16 protein-coding genes and 2 riboswitches are annotated in these 18386 nt (G+C 40.5%); of the genes, 7 read left to right on the plus strand and 9 right to left on the minus strand.

Annotation, left to right across the window (positions count from 1 at the left end):
- The first annotated feature begins 132 nt into the window (after window positions 1-132).
- The 3 genes from GPS65_RS14270 to motB all read left to right on the plus strand — a co-directional run bounded on the left by GPS65_RS14270 (window position 133) and on the right by motB (window position 4160).
- On the plus strand, window positions 133-2235 hold the full coding sequence (locus GPS65_RS14270) for an ATP-dependent Clp protease ATP-binding subunit (protein ID WP_144482222.1): 2103 nt from the start codon (window positions 133-135) through the stop codon (window positions 2233-2235).
- Between the two features lie 373 nt (window positions 2236-2608).
- Window positions 2609-3403, plus strand: coding sequence for a flagellar motor stator protein MotA (gene motA, locus GPS65_RS14275; protein WP_012009742.1), 795 nt, complete (start codon window positions 2609-2611; stop codon window positions 3401-3403).
- Window positions 3396-4160, plus strand: a complete 765-nt coding sequence (gene motB / locus GPS65_RS14280) for a flagellar motor protein MotB (protein WP_012009741.1) — start codon at window positions 3396-3398, stop codon at window positions 4158-4160. Before motA ends, motB begins: the two co-directional genes overlap by 8 nt.
- Window positions 4161-4189: 29 nt before the next feature.
- On the opposite strand, the gene mhqR is transcribed toward motB, so the two are convergent.
- The gene (mhqR, locus tag GPS65_RS14285) at window positions 4190-4645 is read right to left on the minus strand and encodes a MarR family transcriptional regulator MhqR (RefSeq protein WP_003211701.1); all 456 of its coding nucleotides are present in this window, start codon (window positions 4643-4645) and stop codon (window positions 4190-4192) included.
- Window positions 4646-4850: 205 nt separating this feature from the next.
- Here mhqR and GPS65_RS14290 point away from each other — a divergent pair, with 205 nt between their 5' ends.
- Window positions 4851-6356 (plus strand): sporulation kinase KinD, encoded by a 1506-nt coding sequence (locus tag GPS65_RS14290; RefSeq protein WP_088004407.1) that lies wholly within the window; start codon window positions 4851-4853, stop codon window positions 6354-6356.
- 47 nt (window positions 6357-6403) lie between these two features.
- Here the strand turns inward: GPS65_RS14290 and GPS65_RS14295 are convergent, their stop codons facing one another.
- The 6 genes from GPS65_RS14295 to GPS65_RS14320 all read right to left on the minus strand — a co-directional run bounded on the left by GPS65_RS14295 (window position 6404) and on the right by GPS65_RS14320 (window position 11452).
- Window positions 6404-6646: an aspartyl-phosphate phosphatase Spo0E family protein gene (locus GPS65_RS14295; protein ID WP_161985449.1), complete on the minus strand. Its 243-nt coding sequence runs from the start codon at window positions 6644-6646 to the stop codon at window positions 6404-6406.
- 301 nt (window positions 6647-6947) lie between these two features.
- Window positions 6948-7478 carry a 1,2-dihydroxy-3-keto-5-methylthiopentene dioxygenase gene (locus GPS65_RS14300; RefSeq protein WP_088004406.1) on the minus strand — a complete coding sequence of 177 codons (531 nt, stop codon included), beginning with the start codon at window positions 7476-7478 and terminating at the stop codon, window positions 6948-6950.
- Between the two features lie 16 nt (window positions 7479-7494).
- Entirely contained in the window at window positions 7495-8133 is a 639-nt protein-coding gene (locus tag GPS65_RS14305; protein ID WP_012009737.1) for a methylthioribulose 1-phosphate dehydratase, read from the minus strand.
- On the minus strand, window positions 8097-8792 hold the full coding sequence (locus tag GPS65_RS14310) for a 2-hydroxy-3-keto-5-methylthiopentenyl-1-phosphate phosphatase (RefSeq protein ID WP_012009736.1): 696 nt from the start codon (window positions 8790-8792) through the stop codon (window positions 8097-8099). The genes GPS65_RS14305 and GPS65_RS14310 overlap by 37 nt, the downstream gene beginning before the upstream one ends.
- Window positions 8793-10013, minus strand: coding sequence for a 2,3-diketo-5-methylthiopentyl-1-phosphate enolase (gene mtnW / locus GPS65_RS14315; RefSeq protein ID WP_041815463.1), 1221 nt, complete (start codon window positions 10011-10013; stop codon window positions 8793-8795). It lies immediately after the preceding gene.
- Between the two features lie 102 nt (window positions 10014-10115).
- Window positions 10116-10217, minus strand: a riboswitch (SAM riboswitch).
- 44 nt (window positions 10218-10261) lie between these two features.
- Window positions 10262-11452, minus strand: a complete 1191-nt coding sequence (locus GPS65_RS14320) for a pyridoxal phosphate-dependent aminotransferase (protein ID WP_119124758.1) — start codon at window positions 11450-11452, stop codon at window positions 10262-10264.
- 165 nt (window positions 11453-11617) lie between these two features.
- Window positions 11618-11776, plus strand: a riboswitch (SAM riboswitch).
- Between the two features lie 79 nt (window positions 11777-11855).
- Between GPS65_RS14320 and mtnK the strand changes: the two genes are divergently transcribed.
- Together mtnK and mtnA are read left to right on the plus strand one after the other, a co-directional pair.
- The gene (gene mtnK / locus GPS65_RS14325) at window positions 11856-13049 is read left to right on the plus strand and encodes an S-methyl-5-thioribose kinase (RefSeq protein ID WP_161985450.1); all 1194 of its coding nucleotides are present in this window, start codon (window positions 11856-11858) and stop codon (window positions 13047-13049) included.
- A gap of 6 nt (window positions 13050-13055) precedes the next feature.
- Window positions 13056-14117, plus strand: a complete 1062-nt coding sequence (gene mtnA / locus GPS65_RS14330) for an S-methyl-5-thioribose-1-phosphate isomerase (protein ID WP_144500135.1) — start codon at window positions 13056-13058, stop codon at window positions 14115-14117.
- A gap of 251 nt (window positions 14118-14368) precedes the next feature.
- Here the strand turns inward: mtnA and GPS65_RS14335 are convergent, their stop codons facing one another.
- Together GPS65_RS14335 and GPS65_RS14340 are read right to left on the minus strand one after the other, a co-directional pair.
- Entirely contained in the window at window positions 14369-14860 is a 492-nt protein-coding gene (locus tag GPS65_RS14335) for a methylated-DNA--[protein]-cysteine S-methyltransferase (RefSeq protein ID WP_144500134.1), read from the minus strand.
- 1 nt (window position 14861) lies between these two features.
- Window positions 14862-17057 (minus strand): PAS domain-containing sensor histidine kinase, encoded by a 2196-nt coding sequence (locus GPS65_RS14340; RefSeq protein WP_144459671.1) that lies wholly within the window; start codon window positions 17055-17057, stop codon window positions 14862-14864.
- A gap of 293 nt (window positions 17058-17350) precedes the next feature.
- Between GPS65_RS14340 and GPS65_RS14345 the strand changes: the two genes are divergently transcribed.
- The gene (locus GPS65_RS14345; protein ID WP_012009729.1) at window positions 17351-18370 is read left to right on the plus strand and encodes an acyltransferase family protein; all 1020 of its coding nucleotides are present in this window, start codon (window positions 17351-17353) and stop codon (window positions 18368-18370) included.
- Window positions 18371-18386: the final 16 nt, after the last annotated feature.

Genomic DNA, 18386 nt, shown 5'->3' on the forward strand with positions numbered 1-18386 from the left:
TGAGCAAAACAGTTGAAAGTCAAAATAGGTCAGAGTATACTATAGTCAAAGATGGTCAAACAACAGACCATTTTCTTTAACATTCATTGGTCAAATAAAGTCAAACTTTAAAATATAAGGAGGTCATGGCAAATGCGTTGTCAACATTGTCAAGTAAATGAAGCAACAATTCGCCTGAATATGCAAGTGAATTCATCCCGGAGCCAAATGGTTTTATGTGAAGACTGCTACACCTCTTTGATGGAGCAATCAAAAATGAAAATGGGACCTCAATTGTTCGGAGGAAGCTCATTCTTCTCTGAGCAAGCAGGACATACGCAAAACGTAGAGCAACCAAAGCATAAAGGCTTACTCGATGAACTTGGCCGAAATTTAACAGATGGCGCGAATGCTGGTTTAATTGATCCAGTCATCGGCCGTGATGAAGAAGTCGCAAGAGTCATTGAGATTTTAAATAGAAGAAATAAAAACAATCCCGTCCTCATTGGTGAACCAGGTGTTGGGAAAACAGCGATTGCTGAAGGACTTGCACTGAAAATTGCAAGTGGCGATGTACCAAATAAATTAAAGAACAAACAAATCTATTTATTAGATGTCTCGTCCCTTGTCGCGAACACAGGAATACGTGGTCAATTTGAGGAAAGAATGAAGCAGTTAATTAAAGAATTGCAAAGCCGTAAAAATATTATCTTATTTGTAGATGAAATTCATCTTCTTGTAGGCGCAGGGTCTGCCGAAGGGTCAATGGATGCTGGAAACATCTTAAAACCAGCCCTTGCACGAGGCGAGCTCCAGCTAGTAGGTGCGACGACATTAAAAGAATATCGTCAAATTGAAAAAGATGCCGCACTTGAACGGCGCTTCCAGCCCGTCATTGTAGATGAGCCAACACAAGCTGAAGCGATTGATATTTTAAAAGGCATTCAAGATAAGTATGAAAGCTACCATGGTATCACCTATTCAGACGAAGCGATTCAAGCTTGTGTTCAATTATCTTCACGGTATATCCAGGACCGGCATTTGCCGGATAAAGCCATTGATTTAATGGATGAAGCAGGTTCAAAGGCGAACCTCTCCATTGATGCCGCAAGTGAAGATGAACTAACAAATCGCCTGAGTGAAATTGCTGCTGAAAAACAGGCTGCTTTAAAAGAAGAACAATACGAAAAAGCAGCAAAGCTTCGAGATGAAGAAGAAGCCATTGAAGCAAGACTTCAAAACAAAACAAATCACAAAGAACATGTCGTCACAGCAGAAGACATTCAAGCCATTGTCGAACAAAAAACAGGCATCCCTGTTGGCAAACTGCAAGCAGACGAACAAACCAAAATGAAAGAAATTGACGTCCGCTTAAAAGCACGAGTGATCGGTCAGGAACATGCGGTTGAAAAAGTCGCAAAAGCTGTGAAGAGAAGTAGAGCCGGCTTAAAATCAAAACATAGACCAACTGGCTCCTTCCTATTCGTTGGACCAACAGGTGTTGGGAAAACCGAATTATCAAAAACGCTAGCTGAAGAATTATTTGGTTCACGCGAGGCGATCATCCGATTAGATATGAGTGAGTACATGGAGAAACACTCAGTATCTAAGCTCATCGGTTCTCCACCTGGTTATGTTGGACATGATGAAGCAGGTCAACTGACAGAAAAAGTGCGCAGAAAACCATACAGCATCATTTTGCTGGATGAAATCGAAAAAGCACACCCTGATGTGCAGCACATGTTCCTTCAAATCATGGAAGATGGCCGGTTAACAGACAGCCAAGGCAGAACTGTCAGCTTTAAAGATACAGTCATCATCATGACAAGTAACGCAGGCAGCACAGATAAAACGGTTAAAGTCGGCTTCCAGTCTGATCAGGAAGAAGCAATCGAGGAACAATCACTCATTGATTCACTCAGCGCCTATTTCAAACCAGAATTCTTGAACCGTTTTGACAGCATCATTCAGTTTGACTCCTTAGATCGAGATGATTTAGTGAAGATTGTAGATCTTCTGCTCAATGAGCTGTCAGCACAATTAAAAGAGCAAAATTTAACAGTCCATGTGACAAAAGAAGCGAAAGAAAAAATTGCAGAACTTGGATATCATCCTGCATTTGGTGCTCGTCCACTGCGAAGAACCATTCAAGAGCACGTTGAAGATCAAATGACGGAGATATTGCTTGAAGAAGATAAGCTTTCAGGATTTACTGTAGCTGTTGAAGATAACGAAATTGTCGTTAAAAAAGGATAAGTACATCTTAAGAAGGATTTACAGCTCCATCATGTGGCGGTGTCTAAGTTCCATCCGCACGCCGACGCTCCCCCGCCTCTTTTCATTTAAGATAAAAGAAAAAGAGGTGGATCACATGATGAATTGGAGCTATGATCTTGTCAAAATCATGTATGAGGAAAAATTAAAAGAGCTGCTTTTAAATGAAACTGCTCAAAGAAATTAAAAAGAAACTCCCTTTATATTAGAGGGAGTTTCTTTTTAAAGCAATAGAAAGCGCTTTCGTCAAAATTTCTTCACAGAAACTGTCTTAATTTGATATTCAGACTAAAACCCTTCTAGAAGACACCGATATTAACTATAGAAAAAGATAGTTAAAGGATTTGGTGAGATAATGGACAAAACATCGTTAATAGGTATTATTTTAGCATTTATTGCACTGAGTGTCGGTATGGTTTTGAAAGGTGTAAGTCTAACCGCTCTTATCAACCCAGCGGCTATATTGATCATTGTGGTTGGGACGATTGCAGCTGTTGTCATCGCATTCCCATCTAGTGAAATTAAGAAAACACCAAAATTGTTCGGCAAAATTTTCAAAGACAACAAGCTTCCAACGATTCAAGAAATGATCCCTCTTTTTTCAAACTGGGCACAAATTGCGCGTCGTGAAGGTCTTTTGGCTTTAGAAGCTAGCATTGAGGAAGTAGATGATGATTTCCTTAAGAACGGTTTAAGCATGGCCGTTGATGGTCAAAGTGCGGAATTTATTCGCGACGTCTTAACAGAAGAAGTTGACGCCATGGCTGAAAGACATCAGTCAGGCGCATTAATCTTTACACAAGCTGGTACATACGCTCCGACGCTTGGTGTACTTGGCGCCGTTGTCGGACTTATTGCTGCACTTGCTAACATGGGAGATATTGAAGCACTTGGGCATGCAATCAGTGCTGCCTTCGTTGCGACACTGCTTGGGATTTTTACTGGGTATGTGTTATGGCATCCATTCGCCAACAAGCTGAAGCGTAAATCAAAGGAAGAAGTAAAACTTCGTCTGATTATGATCGAAGGGATCCTTTCTGTTCTTGAAGGTCAATCTCCAAAAGTGATTGAACAAAAACTTCTCATGTACTTACCAGCGAAAGAACGTGCAAATCTTGTCATTGAAGAAGGAGAAAAACAAAATGGCTAGGAAACGTAAAAAACATGATCACGATGACCATGTAGATGAATCTTGGCTGATCCCTTATGCCGATCTTCTAACGCTTCTACTCGCTCTCTTCATTGTGCTTTTTGCATCTAGTTCGATTGATGCGGCAAAATATGAACAGATGGCTAAGTCTTTTAATGTCGTCTTTACAGGCGGTACTGGTGTCATGGATCAATCCAGCATGCAAAGTACTGAAGAAACTGAAAATAGCAACCAGACCAAGAAAGCAGCGGAAGAAGATGAAGAAGCTAAAGCGAAAGCTCGAGATCATGCTGTTCTCACAAAGGTCAAAAAGCAAGTGGATTCCTTCATTGCTAATAAGAAACTTGGAGCTAAGCTCGAAACAAAGCTGACGGACGAAGGTTTGCTCATTACGATAGAAGACAGTATCTTCTTTGATTCTGGCCGAGCAGTTATTCGCCCTCAAGATGTCCCGTTAGCAAAGGAAATTTCAAAACTACTCGTTATTAACCCCGCTCGTGACATCGTCATTAGCGGACATACTGATAATGTACCGATCAGAAATTCAGATTTTGAATCCAATTGGTATTTAAGTGCCATACGTGCTGTAAACTTTTTGAGTATTCTTCTTGAAAACAGCAATTTAAACCAAGAGAACTTTAGCACAAAAGGTTTCGGTGAATTCAAGCCAATCGCTTCAAATGATACAGCAGAAGGCAGAAGTAAAAACCGACGCGTAGAAGTACTGATTTTACCGATCGAAAAAAAAGCAAAATAAAAAAGGGAGCCCTCGGCTTCCTTTTTTATTTATTCTTTATGATCATATAAATGTTTTGCACGCAGTCCCACATGTTTAAGCATGTCAATGCAGGCATCCTTCTCTTCTTCGCTCAGGACACTGATCATCTCATGAATTTCTTTCGCATGATCTGGGAAGATATCATCAAGCAAAGCTCGTCCCTGCTCGGTAATATGCGCAAATGTGACCCTGCGGTCTTCTGCACAGGCCTTACGACTGAGGAGTTCTTTCTTCTCCAATTTATCGACCACATACGTGATGCTGCCGCTTGCAAGTAAAATCTTATCACCGATTTGCTGAAGTGGCTGATCCCCTTTATGATACAGTAATTCTAATACCGCAAATTCAGTCGGATTCAGTCCGTGCTTCACAATATGTTTGTTCATGTGATGATTAATTGAGCGATAGGCACGTGATAATACAATAAATAATTTTAAAGATTTTTCAACATTATGATTTTCCATTTTTTTATCATCCTTTATGAAATGCAACCCACTAATGTGACATTAATAAACAATAAGTAAAATGTCAACATCTTGATCTATCTTTAGCATGAAAATGAGACCAGAACGAATCACCTAATTTTTTAAAAATCACACAAGTCATCGTAATAAAGATAGGTTCAATGCTATAATAAGTCTATTAGGTAATACGTTGGAGCGATGAATGATGAGTATACTGAAAGGGCTTTGGAAGAAGATCAGGCTGTACCTTATTTTGGTCATGATTCCAACCCTAATCATTAGTTATTTTATCTACGAAAAAGAAACGGAAAAAATTGATTTAAAAAACAAACAAACTGCTACACTTATGTTAAATATTCACAAAAACCAAATGAATTATTTAATTAGTGAAACAGAAGCAAGATTAACTTCACTTGCCATGGGATTTGACCAGCCTCTCAAGACGAAAAAAGTACATAACATCCTAGAGAAAATCTATAAACAAGAACCTCGTTTTTCAGGTCTGTATCTCCTAGACAAAAAAGGAAATGTAACTGTAAGCACCACACCTTTAAAGGAAAAAATTAACCTATCATTCAGAGATTACTTTAAGCGCATTCAAGTGACCAAGCAGACGGTGATCACAGATAACTATGTGAGCCGAATTACGAAACAGCGGATTCTTTCCATTTGTGTGCCTGTGCTGGATGAAAACGAAGAAGTCACCAATGTGCTAGTCGCCGCCATTCAAATTGATTATTTAAGAAATATAATGAATGTATTGAACCCTGATCTTCATTTTCAGATGCTGAATCAAAATGGACATGTTGTGTTTACAAGTGGCCCACAACCAGCATCAGAAAATGGTAGCACTGTGTCTACATATTTAGATGAAAACAGCTGGAAGCTGGAGGTCTATCCGCAGCGCGCTTCTACAGGTGAAGTGCTGTCTGTTATGCTGATCCCTTTATCCAGTGCTTTTATTTTATTAAATATTTTATTCACACTTGTTCAATATATCATTTTAAGGCGGCAAACCCAGCAGGAACGTCACCAAAATGAAGCGCAAAAGCTTGAATTAATCGGAACCCTCGCAGCAAGTACGGCACATGAAATTCGCAACCCCTTAACAGGGATTAGTGGTTTTATACAGCTTTTGCAAAAGAAGTATCACTCTGAAGAAGATCAGCTCTATTTTTCTGTCATTGAAGAAGAAATTAAACGAATTAACCAAATCGTCAGTGAGTTTCTTGTATTAGGGAAACCAACAGCAGAAAAATGGCAGAATAACTCTGTAAAAGAAATTGTAAGTGAGATCATGCCGATCGTTTTCTCTGAGGCGAACCTGTATAATGTTGAGGTTGATCTGCAAATTAATACAATTCAAGATGTTGGGGTCTATTGCACAAAGGATCATATTAAACAAGTTGTATTAAATGTTGCGAAGAACTCGTTAGAAGCGATGCCAAATGGCGGTCATTTGAAGATTTTGATTGAGGCTGAAAAAGACCATGTCATTATTAAAGTGAAAGATACAGGCGAGGGCATACAAGAAGAAATGTTAAAACATATCTTCCTCCCTTTTATTACGTCGAAGGAAAAAGGAACAGGTCTTGGACTTGTCGTGTGTAAACGAATCATTTCGATGTATGGCGGAACAATTGATATCGAGAGCGAAGTGAATAAAGGAACAACTGTCATGATCATGCTTCCTTCTGCTCACTCAGCATAGCTGAAACATTCAGCCGGTTTTGCTTAGGCAAGACCGGTTTTTTTATGTCAATAAGAGGGACGGTTCACAGATAGCAGACTCATTTGAGAGACAAGATCATGAAAGGAGGGGGCAGATTGTTTCTCATGAAAAAGGAGATACTGATACTCATTCATCAGGTTGTCCAGTTCTTGACTATATTTAATTGTCGTCTCACCAGTGTAGCCTTCTGCTTGAGCAGCTTCTACCATCTGTTTTCTCTTCTCGTCAATTGACATTAGCAATTGCTCTTTTCTTACATAACTATTCATGATCTCAGCTCCCGCAATAAATTCGACTGTCTATGCTCAAATTGATCCGACACCAAAATTATACTTTATTTGTAAATTAAATTAAATATGCTTATTTTATTTAATTTTTTACAGCCTAAAGACCTCTTACCCACTCTTATTTGGGGGTAAACTTCAAATTTGGACAGGACTGACACATGGATTAAACAGAATTTTATCCTATGCTGAAGATCAAAATCAACTATTTTCTTTCTCGTTTTATACCTATTTTCCTAAAAAAAAGCTGATCTTCCGCCTCATGCGGAATGATCAGCTCTTGTCATTAAACCGTTTCTTCCTCGTAAATTGGCACCCAGCCCTCAGTTGTGACAAATATGCGAACTGCGACCACTTTTCGATCCTCTTGAAGTGTAAAGTAGTGACGAATATGTGGTGGAACAGAAATTAAATCGCCTGGGTTCAGTCTTACATCAAAAAAGACGCCATCCTTCCCTTGAATGGCAAAGATTCCATGACCACTTACAATAAAACGGACTTCGTCATCTGTATGGTGATGCTCACGCTGAAAATTTTGGAGCAGGTCATCTAGGTTTGGTGTGGCATCAGATAATGAAATCACATCCTGTGATTTGTACCCTCGTTTCTCTGATATACTCTCGATTTCCTTTTGGAAAACAGTCAAAATCTCGTCCTTTTCTTCATCTGTTAAATCATACTTTTCTGATAATCGGTTTGGCAGCTTTGCAATATCCCAATGTTCATAAATGACCCCTTGGTTTTCTAAATAGGCTGCCACCTCTTGTTCGCTTTCAAGTAATGTATTCTCTTCATTATGAATCAAAATCGTCGCCATGTGCTTTTCCTCCTTTTTATGTGACAAGCTGCTTTTGATAAAGCGTTAATTTTAAGTAGTAGCTAAACAAAAATTCATACGCCTCTAATACTCGTTTTGCTTCAGAGGCAGTTTTTCCCCAGACTGTGATGCCGTGATTTCGAATAAGCACAGCACCTGATTCCGACTCTTCAGTGAGATGCTTTGCAAATTGTGCTGCAAGATGCGGAATATGGGCTGGATTTTCAATAATCGGTAACGACACTTCTGCATCCTCTTCCCAGTAACCAAGCGCTTTGATGATTTCGTTTCCTTTGAAACGAATCTCGCCCTTATCCCCATACAGCTCAGAGATCACATTATTGTCGATAGTATGGACATGGAGACAGCAGCCTGCATTCGTCCGCTCATACACATATGTGTGAAGTTGTGTTTCAGCTGATGGTCTAAGCGGTACGTCAGGATCAACAGGGTTACCTGCTGCATTTACTAAAACAAAGTCTTCATCTGTTTCTTTTCGTTTATCTTTGCCGCTTGCCGTCACCAAAAACGTGATTGGATCATCCGACACCTTAATCGATAAATTGCCGCTTGTTCCGTAAAACCAGTCTCTTTGTGCCAGTTCACGTTTGACGTCTGCTAGCTCCTGCCAGCGCTTGTTCTTTTCGTCTGCCATTCCTTCACTTCCTTTATTTGATCAAATTGTGCTTTAAGATCAATAAATGTTTCATACTCTTTATGAACAAGCCCGAGTTCTTTACATTCGTTTAGCAAGTAGTCACGCGCAAATGTGAGATCCGCATGCTTTGCCGCCTCCACATCGGTGACTGAATCTCCAATCATGATAATGAAGTCATTCTCACGGGTCAGTTCTCGAATGATTGACGGCTTACAGCATCCGCAGCCATTTTGACATTGCGAATCGCAGGCATGTGGCCATTCAATCTGAATATGCTCTTCGTGAAATGAGGCATGATTGCAATAAATATCCTCTCTTTCCACAATGCCTTCGAGTATGGGATATACAAAAAAGTCCATCCCGCCGCTTAGCACATAGAAGGGAATATCAGCCTTTTTCACATGATCAACAAATTGCTTGAATCCTTCTCGAATCTCTGTATCTTCTAAAATAAACGATTGAATGGCTTCTTTTTGATCACTCTTCAGTAATTGAAACATCTGCCCGACGCCTTCTTGAATGGTGATCTCCTTTGTGAGAACATCGTCCTTCAGCTTCGTCCATTCACTTGGTGCAAAGTGCTTCATGATGCGAATGATATTATCATTTTTCGTAATGGTTCCATCAAAATCACAACATACAATTGGTTTTTTCATTTATTCTACTACCCTTCCCCATAATTCAAGTGCTGCTTTTAAGTCTTGGCAAGAAGCTGTCTTCTCTTGGATTGACTCACCATGTATCACCGCATCAATGATCGATCGAAATGCTTTCCCTCCGCCGATCGCTCCACGAGGATGTCCGTGAATTCCTCCACCAGCATTTATCACATGGTCGAGTCCAAAATCTTTCATCAAAACTGGAACCATTCCAGGATGAATGCCTGCTGACGGGACTGGGAACGTTTTTTGAACCGAATCCTCTTTTACACAAGCTTCATAGATTCCAAAAGCATCTTTTTTCGGAAGTGCGACCGACCCATACGGTGAGGGAAAAAGACTTAAATCAGCGCCAGCATATCGATTTAATTTACCTAAAAGAAGAGAATGGGAGAATCCATATTCAGGTGATGATGTCAAAGCGCCGCTTACTGCAGGATGGGCCATAATAGGCAATCGAATATCTGGATCCTCAGCTAAGCTTTGCATGACATCTAGCCCGTAGGCAAAAACGTTGAATAAGAGTGCATCCGCTCCGAGTTCAGCTGCCTTTCTTGCTCGATCCCTCAGTTCAAAGGTTCTTCCTGTTAAATGAACAGCATATAGCGTTCGGTGTCCTGTCTCTTCATATGTTTCTTTTAATATCTTTTTTCCTTCTTTGATTCGATCTTCAAAAGGGGCTAGCGGGCTCTCAAATAAAATTTCATCGTCTTTGATAAAGTCAACGCCGCCTAATGCTTGTAAACGGAGTTGTTCTTTTAAATCTGTCATATCACGGCCAATGACACCTTTAAAAATACTCATCAACAAAGGTCGATCAAACACGCCTGTTTTTTTTCGTATGCCATCAATACCAAATACCGGTCCTGGCAGGCTTTTTTTAAATCTATCCGAGAATTGAATGTCCACTAGTTTCACTTTTCCATCTAGTGAAAGTTTTCCAAAGATCGTCGACAAAACAGCCGGTATATCTGCTGAAAAGTTAGCCTCAGGATAAGCAATGGTCACCTCAGATTGATATAGACCGTTCTCGGCTGGGGCAAATTTTTCTGTTACCTTTTCTACCCGGCCTTTATGCTTTTGAAGCTGCTCTTTTTTGAGCTGCGGTAAATCCGTCCATGATCCAACTGTTAAACCAAGCGCGATCTGCTCCGCTTTTCGGTTCACTTGTTCATCCTCTCGATGTGTTAATACGTATGTTGCCAGTAATTCACTCACTAGGAATCCCCTTTCGATTGCGTCATACATATGGTCAATAAAAAAACCTCTTCAAGTGCTTAATCAGCGCCTTAAAGAGGTTGTTTCGTATCATTCATCCGAATCTTATCTCTCAGCGCTTGCTGCAAGAATTAGCACCGTGCTTCATAGAAGTCGGTTGCCGGGCTTCATTGGGCTAGTCCCTCTGCCTACTCTTGATAAGAATATTCAATTTTCTTAAATATTGTCTGAATTATCGCACCGTTTTTTCATGTTGTCAATGGCTTATTTTCAAACAGATTCAAGGCAGCAATTCGCTGAGCGGCTTCTTTTAACCGCTCCTCATTTGTTAAAAGTCCTACTCTGACGTATCCTTCACCGTGAGTACCAAACCCATTCCCAGGTGCCACAACCACATGTGCTTTCTCTAATAATACGTCAGCAAAAGATTCAGATGTATATCCTTCTGGCACCTTTAGCCAAGCAAAAAACGACCCCTTTGGTGCAGTGACCTCCCAGCCAATCTCCTTGCACGCAGCAATCCACACATTTCGCCGTTTCTCATATCGATTATTCTGCACCTGTACGCACGTTTGGTCGCTTAACAAAGCTTCCACTGCCGCATCTTGAGTGGCTTTAAACAGTGAAACAAACAGGTGATCCTGATAAAGCTCAATCGCGTTAATAACAGACGGATTTCCTGCTGCAAATCCGACTCTCCAGCCCGCCATATTATACGTTTTAGACAATGTATAAATTTCAATCCCCGTCTCTTTCGCTCCATCTGTTTGCAAAAAGCTGATCGACTTTTCCCCATCAAACCCAATGCCGCCGTAGGCAAAATCATGGACAACACAGAGTTTGTGATCTTTAGCGAATGTCACGGTTTCTTCAAAAAATGATTGGCTTGCCGTAGCACCTGTCGGATTGTTGGGATAATTTAAATACATCAACTTTGCTTTTTTCTTAACATCCTCAGGCAACCGGTCATAGTCAGGTAAAAAATCATTTTGCTCAAGTAGCGGCATCGTCACCATCTGAGCTCCAGCGAGCACGGCACCTGACCAATAATCAGGATAACCTGGATCTGGAACAAGGAGCGTATCACCCGGATTCAGCAAGCATTGCGGCAGCTCAACAAGTCCCGCTTTCCCGCCAAATAAAATCGCAATTTCCGTCATCGGATCAAGTGTAACCCCATATTCTCTTTCATAAAAGGCAGCGGCAGCCTTTTTTAATTTCGCTGTTCCGCGGAATGAGGAGTATTGATGATTTTCAGGTTTTGCGACCGCTTCTTGCATCGCTTTTACAATGTGCACGGGAGTTGGCTGATCAGGATTTCCCTGTCCTAAATTAATAATATCTGCGCCTTCCTCCACTTTTTTCTGCACTTTTTGCACAAGGGATGCAAAAAATTGTGTCGGTAATTGTTTCAATACATCTGACTGCTGAAATTCCATTTTTCTTCACCTTCTATTCAAGTTACGTAGCAATACAAACACTGTAATGGATTGTTTCACGAATTGTAAAGCAATTTTGAAAAAGGATTGACATGTGAACTGCAGCTCTGATAATATCTTGAATTAAGAAATGCAAGCAGACACGAAACAATTACATATTGATTTCTCTTATCGAGAGTTGGGCGAGGGATTTGGCCTTTTGACCCCAACAGCAACCGACCGTTAATACCACTGTGAAGTGGGGCGCAGCAAGTAAGCGCCAAGACAATTGTCTTATAGGGCACGGTGCTAATTCCATCAGACGTATGTGCTGAGAGATAAGAGAGGCTTTGAGCATACACGACATCAAGCCTCTTTCTCTCAGGAGAAAGAGGCTTTTTTATATGATTTGGAGGGGAAGCAATTGGTTACACTTACGGCATCATATGAAGAATTAACAGAAAGCTCGGCAGTTGCACTCGCAATTAGACTTGGCTTGATCCAAGAAAGCAGTCATTTGACATGTACGGAAATCGGTGACGGAAATTTAAATTACGTCTTTCATATTTTTGACCATAAACAAGAAAAAGGATTGATTATCAAGCAGGCACTTCCCTACGCCAAAGTGGTCGGAGAGAGCTGGCCACTTACATTAGACCGTGCGAGGATCGAAAGTGCTGCCCTAATCAAGCAGTCAGAATATACGCCGCACCTTGTACCAGCAGTCTATTATTCAGATACAGCTCTTGCTGTGACGGCTATGGAGGATCTATCACACATAGAAATCGTCAGAAAAGGGCTAATTGCCGGAAAACAATATCCGCATTTATCTGATCATGTCGGAGAATTCTTAGGAAAAACACTTTTTTACACTTCTGACTTTGCCACAAATCCTAAAATCAAAAAACAATTTGTGAAGCAATTTACGAATCCAGATCTTTGTGACATTACCGAAAAGCTTGTCTTCACAGATCCTTTCTTTGATAGCAGCACAAATGATTTTGAAGAAGAATTAAGAGAAGCCGCCGAAGCGCTTTGGGCAGATCTTGAAGTGCAAGCAAAAGCAGCTGAATTGAAGCGTATTTTCCTGACATCTGCCGAAACACTTGTTCATGGAGATCTTCATACAGGCAGTATTTTTGCAAGTGAGACGGAAACAAAGATCATTGATCCAGAATTCGCTTTTTATGGTCCCTTCGGATTCGATATCGGTCACTTTATCGCCAACCTGTTCCTAAACGCTTTGTCTCGTGAAAATGAACACGATCAGCAGCACCTTTTTGACCATGTCGTCAATGTATGGGCGACCTTCAAGGAAGTGTTCGCAAAAGCTTGGAAAGAAGACAGCATTGAAGCGTTTAGTGTATCTGACAGCTTTTTAGAAACAACCTTTGACCGTATTTTAAAAGAAGCGACAGGCTTTGCAGGCTGTGAGCTTGTCCGCCGAACGATTGGCCTTGCTCATGCCGCTGATCTTGATGCGATTCCATCACCATCTAAACGGATTCAGCAGAAAAAAACAGCACTTACGCTCGGAAAAACATTCATCAAACAATATCATGCAGTGGAAACAGCGTCTGACCTCGTCGCATTATTCCAGCAATCTGTAAAGGAGTGACGGGTTTTGTCTAAAGAATTTGAAGTCCCCCGTTCTGTCGAATGGGAAGAAAACCATATTAACATTTTGAATCAGCAAAAATTACCGGCAGAAACCGTGTTTGAGCATCTATATACAAAAGAAGACGTGTATGATGCCATTGTCACGTTAAAAGTGCGTGGAGCACCTGCCATTGGCATTACAGCAGCTTTCGGACTGGCGCTCAGTGCCCAAGATATTGAGACAGAAGACATTGATGTGTTTAAAAAAGAAGTCATTCAGATAAAAGAATATTTAAACAGTGCTCGTCCAACCGCTGTGAATCTAGCCTGGGCATTGGAGCGGTTGTTGCGGCGCATTGAGCGTGCAGCTTCAGTCAATGCAGCCAAAACAGACCTTGTCCATGAAGCCATTCAAATTCAAATCGAAGATGAAGAAACATGCAGACAAATCGGTCAAAATGCACTCCAGCTCTTTAAATCAGGTGATCGGATTATGACCATTTGCAATGCAGGTTCCATCGCCACAAGCCGTTACGGAACAGCCCTTGCTCCATTCTATTTAGCGAAAAAGAAAAATCTCGATCTTCACATTTATGCCTGCGAAACACGCCCTGTTCTCCAAGGGGCTAGACTGACAACATGGGAGCTCATGCAAGGCGGCGTAGATGTGACGCTCATTACAGATAACATGGCAGCCCACACGATGAAGGAAAAGCAAATTTCTGCTGTCATTGTTGGAGCTGATCGTATTGCCCGTAATGGAGATGCGGCGAATAAGATTGGCACGTTAAGTCTTGCTATTTTAGCCAAGCATTTTCAAATCCCATTTTTTATAGCTGCACCGCTATCTACCTTTGATGTCTCGACTAAAGACGGATCAGATATTCCAATAGAAGAGCGCGACCCGCTGGAAGTAAAGGAATTTAACGGCGTCCAAATTGCACCACCTGATGTTCAGGTATTCAATCCCGCCTTTGATGTCACTCCTCACCATCTCATTTCAGGGATCATTACAGAGAAAGGGATTATCACGTCGAACTATACTGAAGAGATTGATGCTCTGTTTGCTGAAAACATCTCACTCTGATCATAAAAAAAGCGCCGTGTACTTCTTATTTAAGAGCACTGCGCTTTTTTATTTCATTCGTTTTTGCTAAGATTTCGTTTTTCTGTTCTTCTGTCAAAACGTTCATTTTGACACATAGTGAAGTGATGGCATACATTTTATTCTTTTTGTCCCAAAGCATTCCCTAGCGCCCTCCTTTTTCCCTCAACCAACTTTTTTAGCTTAATAAAAGGATATGTCGCTTGGAAAACTTTTGGAACAGGTCAATCGATTTATTTTTGAACAAATGGGATACCTTCTAATTCAAGCAGAACCGCTTTCATATCTGTCTTCGTTCCTGCATAACCCGTCAGAGATCGGTCTTTTCCAATCACTCTGTGACACGGAATAAAAATAGGTATTGCATTGCGTCTGTTGGCTTGTCCAATCGCTCTCACTGCCTTTGAGTTACCAATCGTTTCTGCAATATCTCCATAACTTTTTGATTCACCATACGGAATAGCCGAAAGTGCTTCCCATACTTGCTCTTGAAACAAAGTTCCCGTTTGCTTGAGCGGGAGATCGAATACTTGTCGCTCACCCTTGAAATATTCATCTAGCTGTTTTTTCGCTTCTTGTAATACAGACGTTTCTTTTTCTTTTAGATTGGATGCTTGCTTTTTTGCTAAAAACGGCTCATCATCAAACATCACTTCAATGATGGCATCGTCTTTTTCTAGTATGTATAGTGCCCCAATTGGTGCGTGATAGACGGTATAATACACGTTAATGCTCTCCTTCTTGTTTCTTCTGTCTAAGTGGCAGCGTGAGATGGAAGACGGTTCCTACCCCTTCCTCACTTTCTACCTCAATGGTTCCTTGGTGCTCTTCAATAATTTTATAACTAACCATTAAGCCAAGTCCAGTTCCTCTTTCTTTTGTCGTATAAAATGGTTCTCCTAGACGCCTCAGCTTGTCCTCTGCCATTCCGCAGCCTTCATCCCGCAGTGATATAACAATATGCTCTTCGCCCTTCCTCTGAATGGTCACATAGACATTTCCTTTTCTCGGCATGACTTCAATTGCATTTTTTAGAATGTTAATAAAGACTTGTTTTAATTGATTTTGTTCGCAATAAATGAGCGGTATCTCATCCATCACATTGAGATGCATTTGAACGTTGCCAAGGTTCGCCTGTGCGTGCAGCAGATCCATCGTGTCTTTCACAATTTGCACCACATTTTTTTCTTCATATACGATGGCTTGCGGCTTCGCTAAAATCAAAAATTCGGTGATGATCGATTCAATTCTTTTCAGCTCTGAAGTGATCACATTAAAATAGAGGGAATACTCCCCTTCTATATTTCCTTTTAACAGTTGGATAAAGCCTTTTAATGCTGTCATTGGGTTTCTGATTTCATGCGCAATGCCAGCGGCAAGCTCACCGACCACATGAAGGGTATCTGATTTTCTCACGCGCTCTTCTAATTCCTTCCGCTCTGTCACATCTCTAAAGATCGCCAAATTCATATTATGAATGATGTTGCGTTTAAAAGAGAATTCTAATATCCGCTGATCTGGGTGGTTCAGCACAAACGGCACTTCATTGTCCATTTCATCTAATGACATCGCTTGGGCAGGCTGTGCCAAATGTTCAACTTGATAAGGCGCAAGGATATGGAAAAGATTCATTTCCGTTAAATGATCATCTTTTAACCCGAGCAGCTCGCTTGCGGAGGGATTGACTTCGATAATGCGGTATTGGTTATCAAAAAGAACAATGCCGTCCATTGATCCATTAAATACTTTACGGAATTTGAGCTCACTTTCCCGCAGCTCCTCCTCCATCCTTTTTCGATCACTCACATTACGTAAAATGGTTAAATGCTGTCCTTCTAATACCGCATGCTTTGATGTAAACTCAAGCTCTTTAAACTGCCCATTCGCCATTCTGAACAAAAGCTCTTCCCTTATTTCATGATTCCGAATATATCGCCTTCTAGTCGGTCTATATCTCTGATCAGATTTCACGAGAAAGTCTGTGAGTTTTTTGCCAATCAGTGAATGCATAGGCAATTCAAAAATGCGGCAGGCTGATTCATTTGCTCTGACAATCTCTCCATCATCCGCCCATATGATGATTGCATCCATTGCATTTTCAAAAATTTCTCTAAAGCGTTCCTCACTTTTTAACAGCTTTTCTTCCATTAACCTTTTTTCTGTAATATCCCGCATGATGGACATATAAAAACCGCTCATCACATTTGATGTAATGGTGAGCTCGAATAATTTGTACTGGCCAGATTGAAGGGTAACGGGAAGCTCTCCCTTGGCTTTCCCAGTCTCTTTAAGTGATGTTAAAAGGTGCTGTAAGGCTGGAAGATTTTCATCTTCGACAAATTCATTTAAATAACGATCGGTTAAATCAGTCTTTTGCAGTTCAAAGCTCTGACAAAAAGAATGATTGGCGTCGATCATGCAGCCATCCTGATCAAAAATGACCATGCCGTCAATGGCTCGGTCAAACAAATCTTTGAACAGCTGCTCATTCATCGATCGTTCTCGTTCTAGTATTTTCTTTGAGGAAATATCTCGCATGACCACAATATATTGCTGATTCAAGACGTCATGCTCTGCGACAAATTCAATATATTTTGTTTCTCCGTTTTCAAGCTGAATGGAAATTTCTCTTCTTAACGTTCCTTTTCGAAAAAATAAATCAAGGGAGCATTCAATTTTGTCTTTCGGGATGCCGTATAGGAAATCTAGAACGGATTTATTGAGGAGGTCTTCTTTCGATGTCTGTACAAGCCTGCATGTCGCTTCATTGGCTTGGATAATATTGAGGTGTTGATCAAATATGAAAATGGCATCTAACGTCTTATTTAACAGCATTTTTTGCTGCATCAACTCTGTTCGCAAATATTCGTTCTCTTTTGCTAATTTTCTGATATCTTCTGCGCCATCGAGCGTTTCAGTCATTCTCTTACACTCCTTTTCCAGCCTCATTCCTCTACAATATTTCTACAATATTTTCATTGTTCCTTCATTCGACTCATAAAAAAAGATAACTTTTTACACGAAGACTGTCTCTTTTGTTGCATTTGGATGACAGGATTGAACCTCGATTCTCTTTTCTTACGCTTTTTTTACAACCGTTCTACAATTTCACATCAAATAGCGAAACGAGCCAAAAAGTATTTTAAAATGGGGCAAATACGGGAACAGTGCACTTAGAACATTTATGTTTAAAATCAAGCAGGAAAGGTGATGTTATGGCATCTTCACGAGATAGTTATTTTGATAATGCGAAGTTTCTTCTGATTTTTCTAGTGGTTTTTGGTCATTTGTTACGATCATTCATTCATGATAATGATTGGATGCTTTATTTATACAAGTTTATTTATACTTTTCATATGCCTGCCTTTATTTTGGTTTCTGGGTTCTTTGCAAAAGGGTTTAGAAAACCAGGTTTTATGAAAAAAGTCGCTGTTAAGCTGATCATCCCATATTTCATTTTTCAGGTGATCTATTCCGTTTACTATTATCTCTTGCAGGATCAAAGCATCGCCAATTTAAATCCAATTGACCCGCAATGGTCTTTATGGTTTTTAATTAGTTTATTCTTTTGGAACTTGCTACTCATTCCTTTTTCTAAACTGCCATTTCAGTGGGCGATGATCGTCAGTTTGTCAATTGCGTTACTTGTCGGTTACGTAGACAGTATTAGCAATACGCTGAGCTTGTCGCGTACATTTGTCTTTTTGCCGATGTTTTTAGCTGGCTTCTATTTAAAAAAGCAGCATTTTGAATTCATCCGTACAAGTAAAGGAAAACTGGCAGCACTTCTTGTATTAATGGCTGTATTCTTGTTTTGCTATTTATATGAATTTGATTATTCCTTCTTATTTGGATCACAGTCATATGCTTCTCTTGGTGATGAAGGAGTCATTGCGGCAATGAAACGAATGGCATGGTATTTGCTTGCATTCGGCGCTACATTCAGCTTCTTTGCTTTAGTCCCAACACGACGTTTCTTCTTTACAAAATGGGGCACAAGAACGCTATATGTGTATTTATTACATGGCTTTGTCATCAAGCTCCTTAGAACGACTTGGTTTGATGATTGGGCCCTGAATGCAGCAAGTGTGCTCATGTTATTACTACTGACCATTCTGCTCACCTTTACCCTGTCTAGCACCTTTGTTAAAACCGTTGCACAGCCAGTGATTGAGCTCAAAATGACCAATCTTATGCGTACAATTACCGGCAGACAAGGCAGTTATAGCAAATAAAAAACGATCCTGCGAG

The organism is Bacillus pumilus, from assembly GCF_009937765.1.
Taxonomy (GTDB): domain Bacteria; phylum Bacillota; class Bacilli; order Bacillales; family Bacillaceae; genus Bacillus; species Bacillus pumilus_O.

What these genes read in the sequence shown, in the direction of transcription:
- GPS65_RS14290 (WP_088004407.1), top strand. Translation starts at nt 4,851, where the DNA reads ATGAGTATACTGAAAGGGCTTTGGAAGAAGATCAGGCTGTACCTTATT.
- GPS65_RS14270 (WP_144482222.1), top strand. Translation starts at nt 133, where the DNA reads ATGCGTTGTCAACATTGTCAAGTAAATGAAGCAACAATTCGCCTGAAT.
- motB (WP_012009741.1), top strand. Translation starts at nt 3,396, where the DNA reads ATGGCTAGGAAACGTAAAAAACATGATCACGATGACCATGTAGATGAA.
- motA (WP_012009742.1), top strand. Translation starts at nt 2,609, where the DNA reads ATGGACAAAACATCGTTAATAGGTATTATTTTAGCATTTATTGCACTG.
- GPS65_RS14345 (WP_012009729.1), top strand. Translation starts at nt 17,351, where the DNA reads ATGGCATCTTCACGAGATAGTTATTTTGATAATGCGAAGTTTCTTCTG.
- GPS65_RS14305 (WP_012009737.1), bottom strand. Translation starts at nt 8,133, where the DNA reads ATGGCAGACGAAAAGAACAAGCGCTGGCAGGAGCTAGCAGACGTCAAA.
- GPS65_RS14295 (WP_161985449.1), bottom strand. Translation starts at nt 6,646, where the DNA reads ATGAATAGTTATGTAAGAAAAGAGCAATTGCTAATGTCAATTGACGAG.
- mhqR (WP_003211701.1), bottom strand. Translation starts at nt 4,645, where the DNA reads ATGGAAAATCATAATGTTGAAAAATCTTTAAAATTATTTATTGTATTA.
- GPS65_RS14310 (WP_012009736.1), bottom strand. Translation starts at nt 8,792, where the DNA reads ATGAAAAAACCAATTGTATGTTGTGATTTTGATGGAACCATTACGAAA.
- GPS65_RS14300 (WP_088004406.1), bottom strand. Translation starts at nt 7,478, where the DNA reads ATGGCGACGATTTTGATTCATAATGAAGAGAATACATTACTTGAAAGC.
- GPS65_RS14320 (WP_119124758.1), bottom strand. Translation starts at nt 11,452, where the DNA reads ATGGAATTTCAGCAGTCAGATGTATTGAAACAATTACCGACACAATTT.
- GPS65_RS14340 (WP_144459671.1), bottom strand. Translation starts at nt 17,057, where the DNA reads ATGACTGAAACGCTCGATGGCGCAGAAGATATCAGAAAATTAGCAAAA.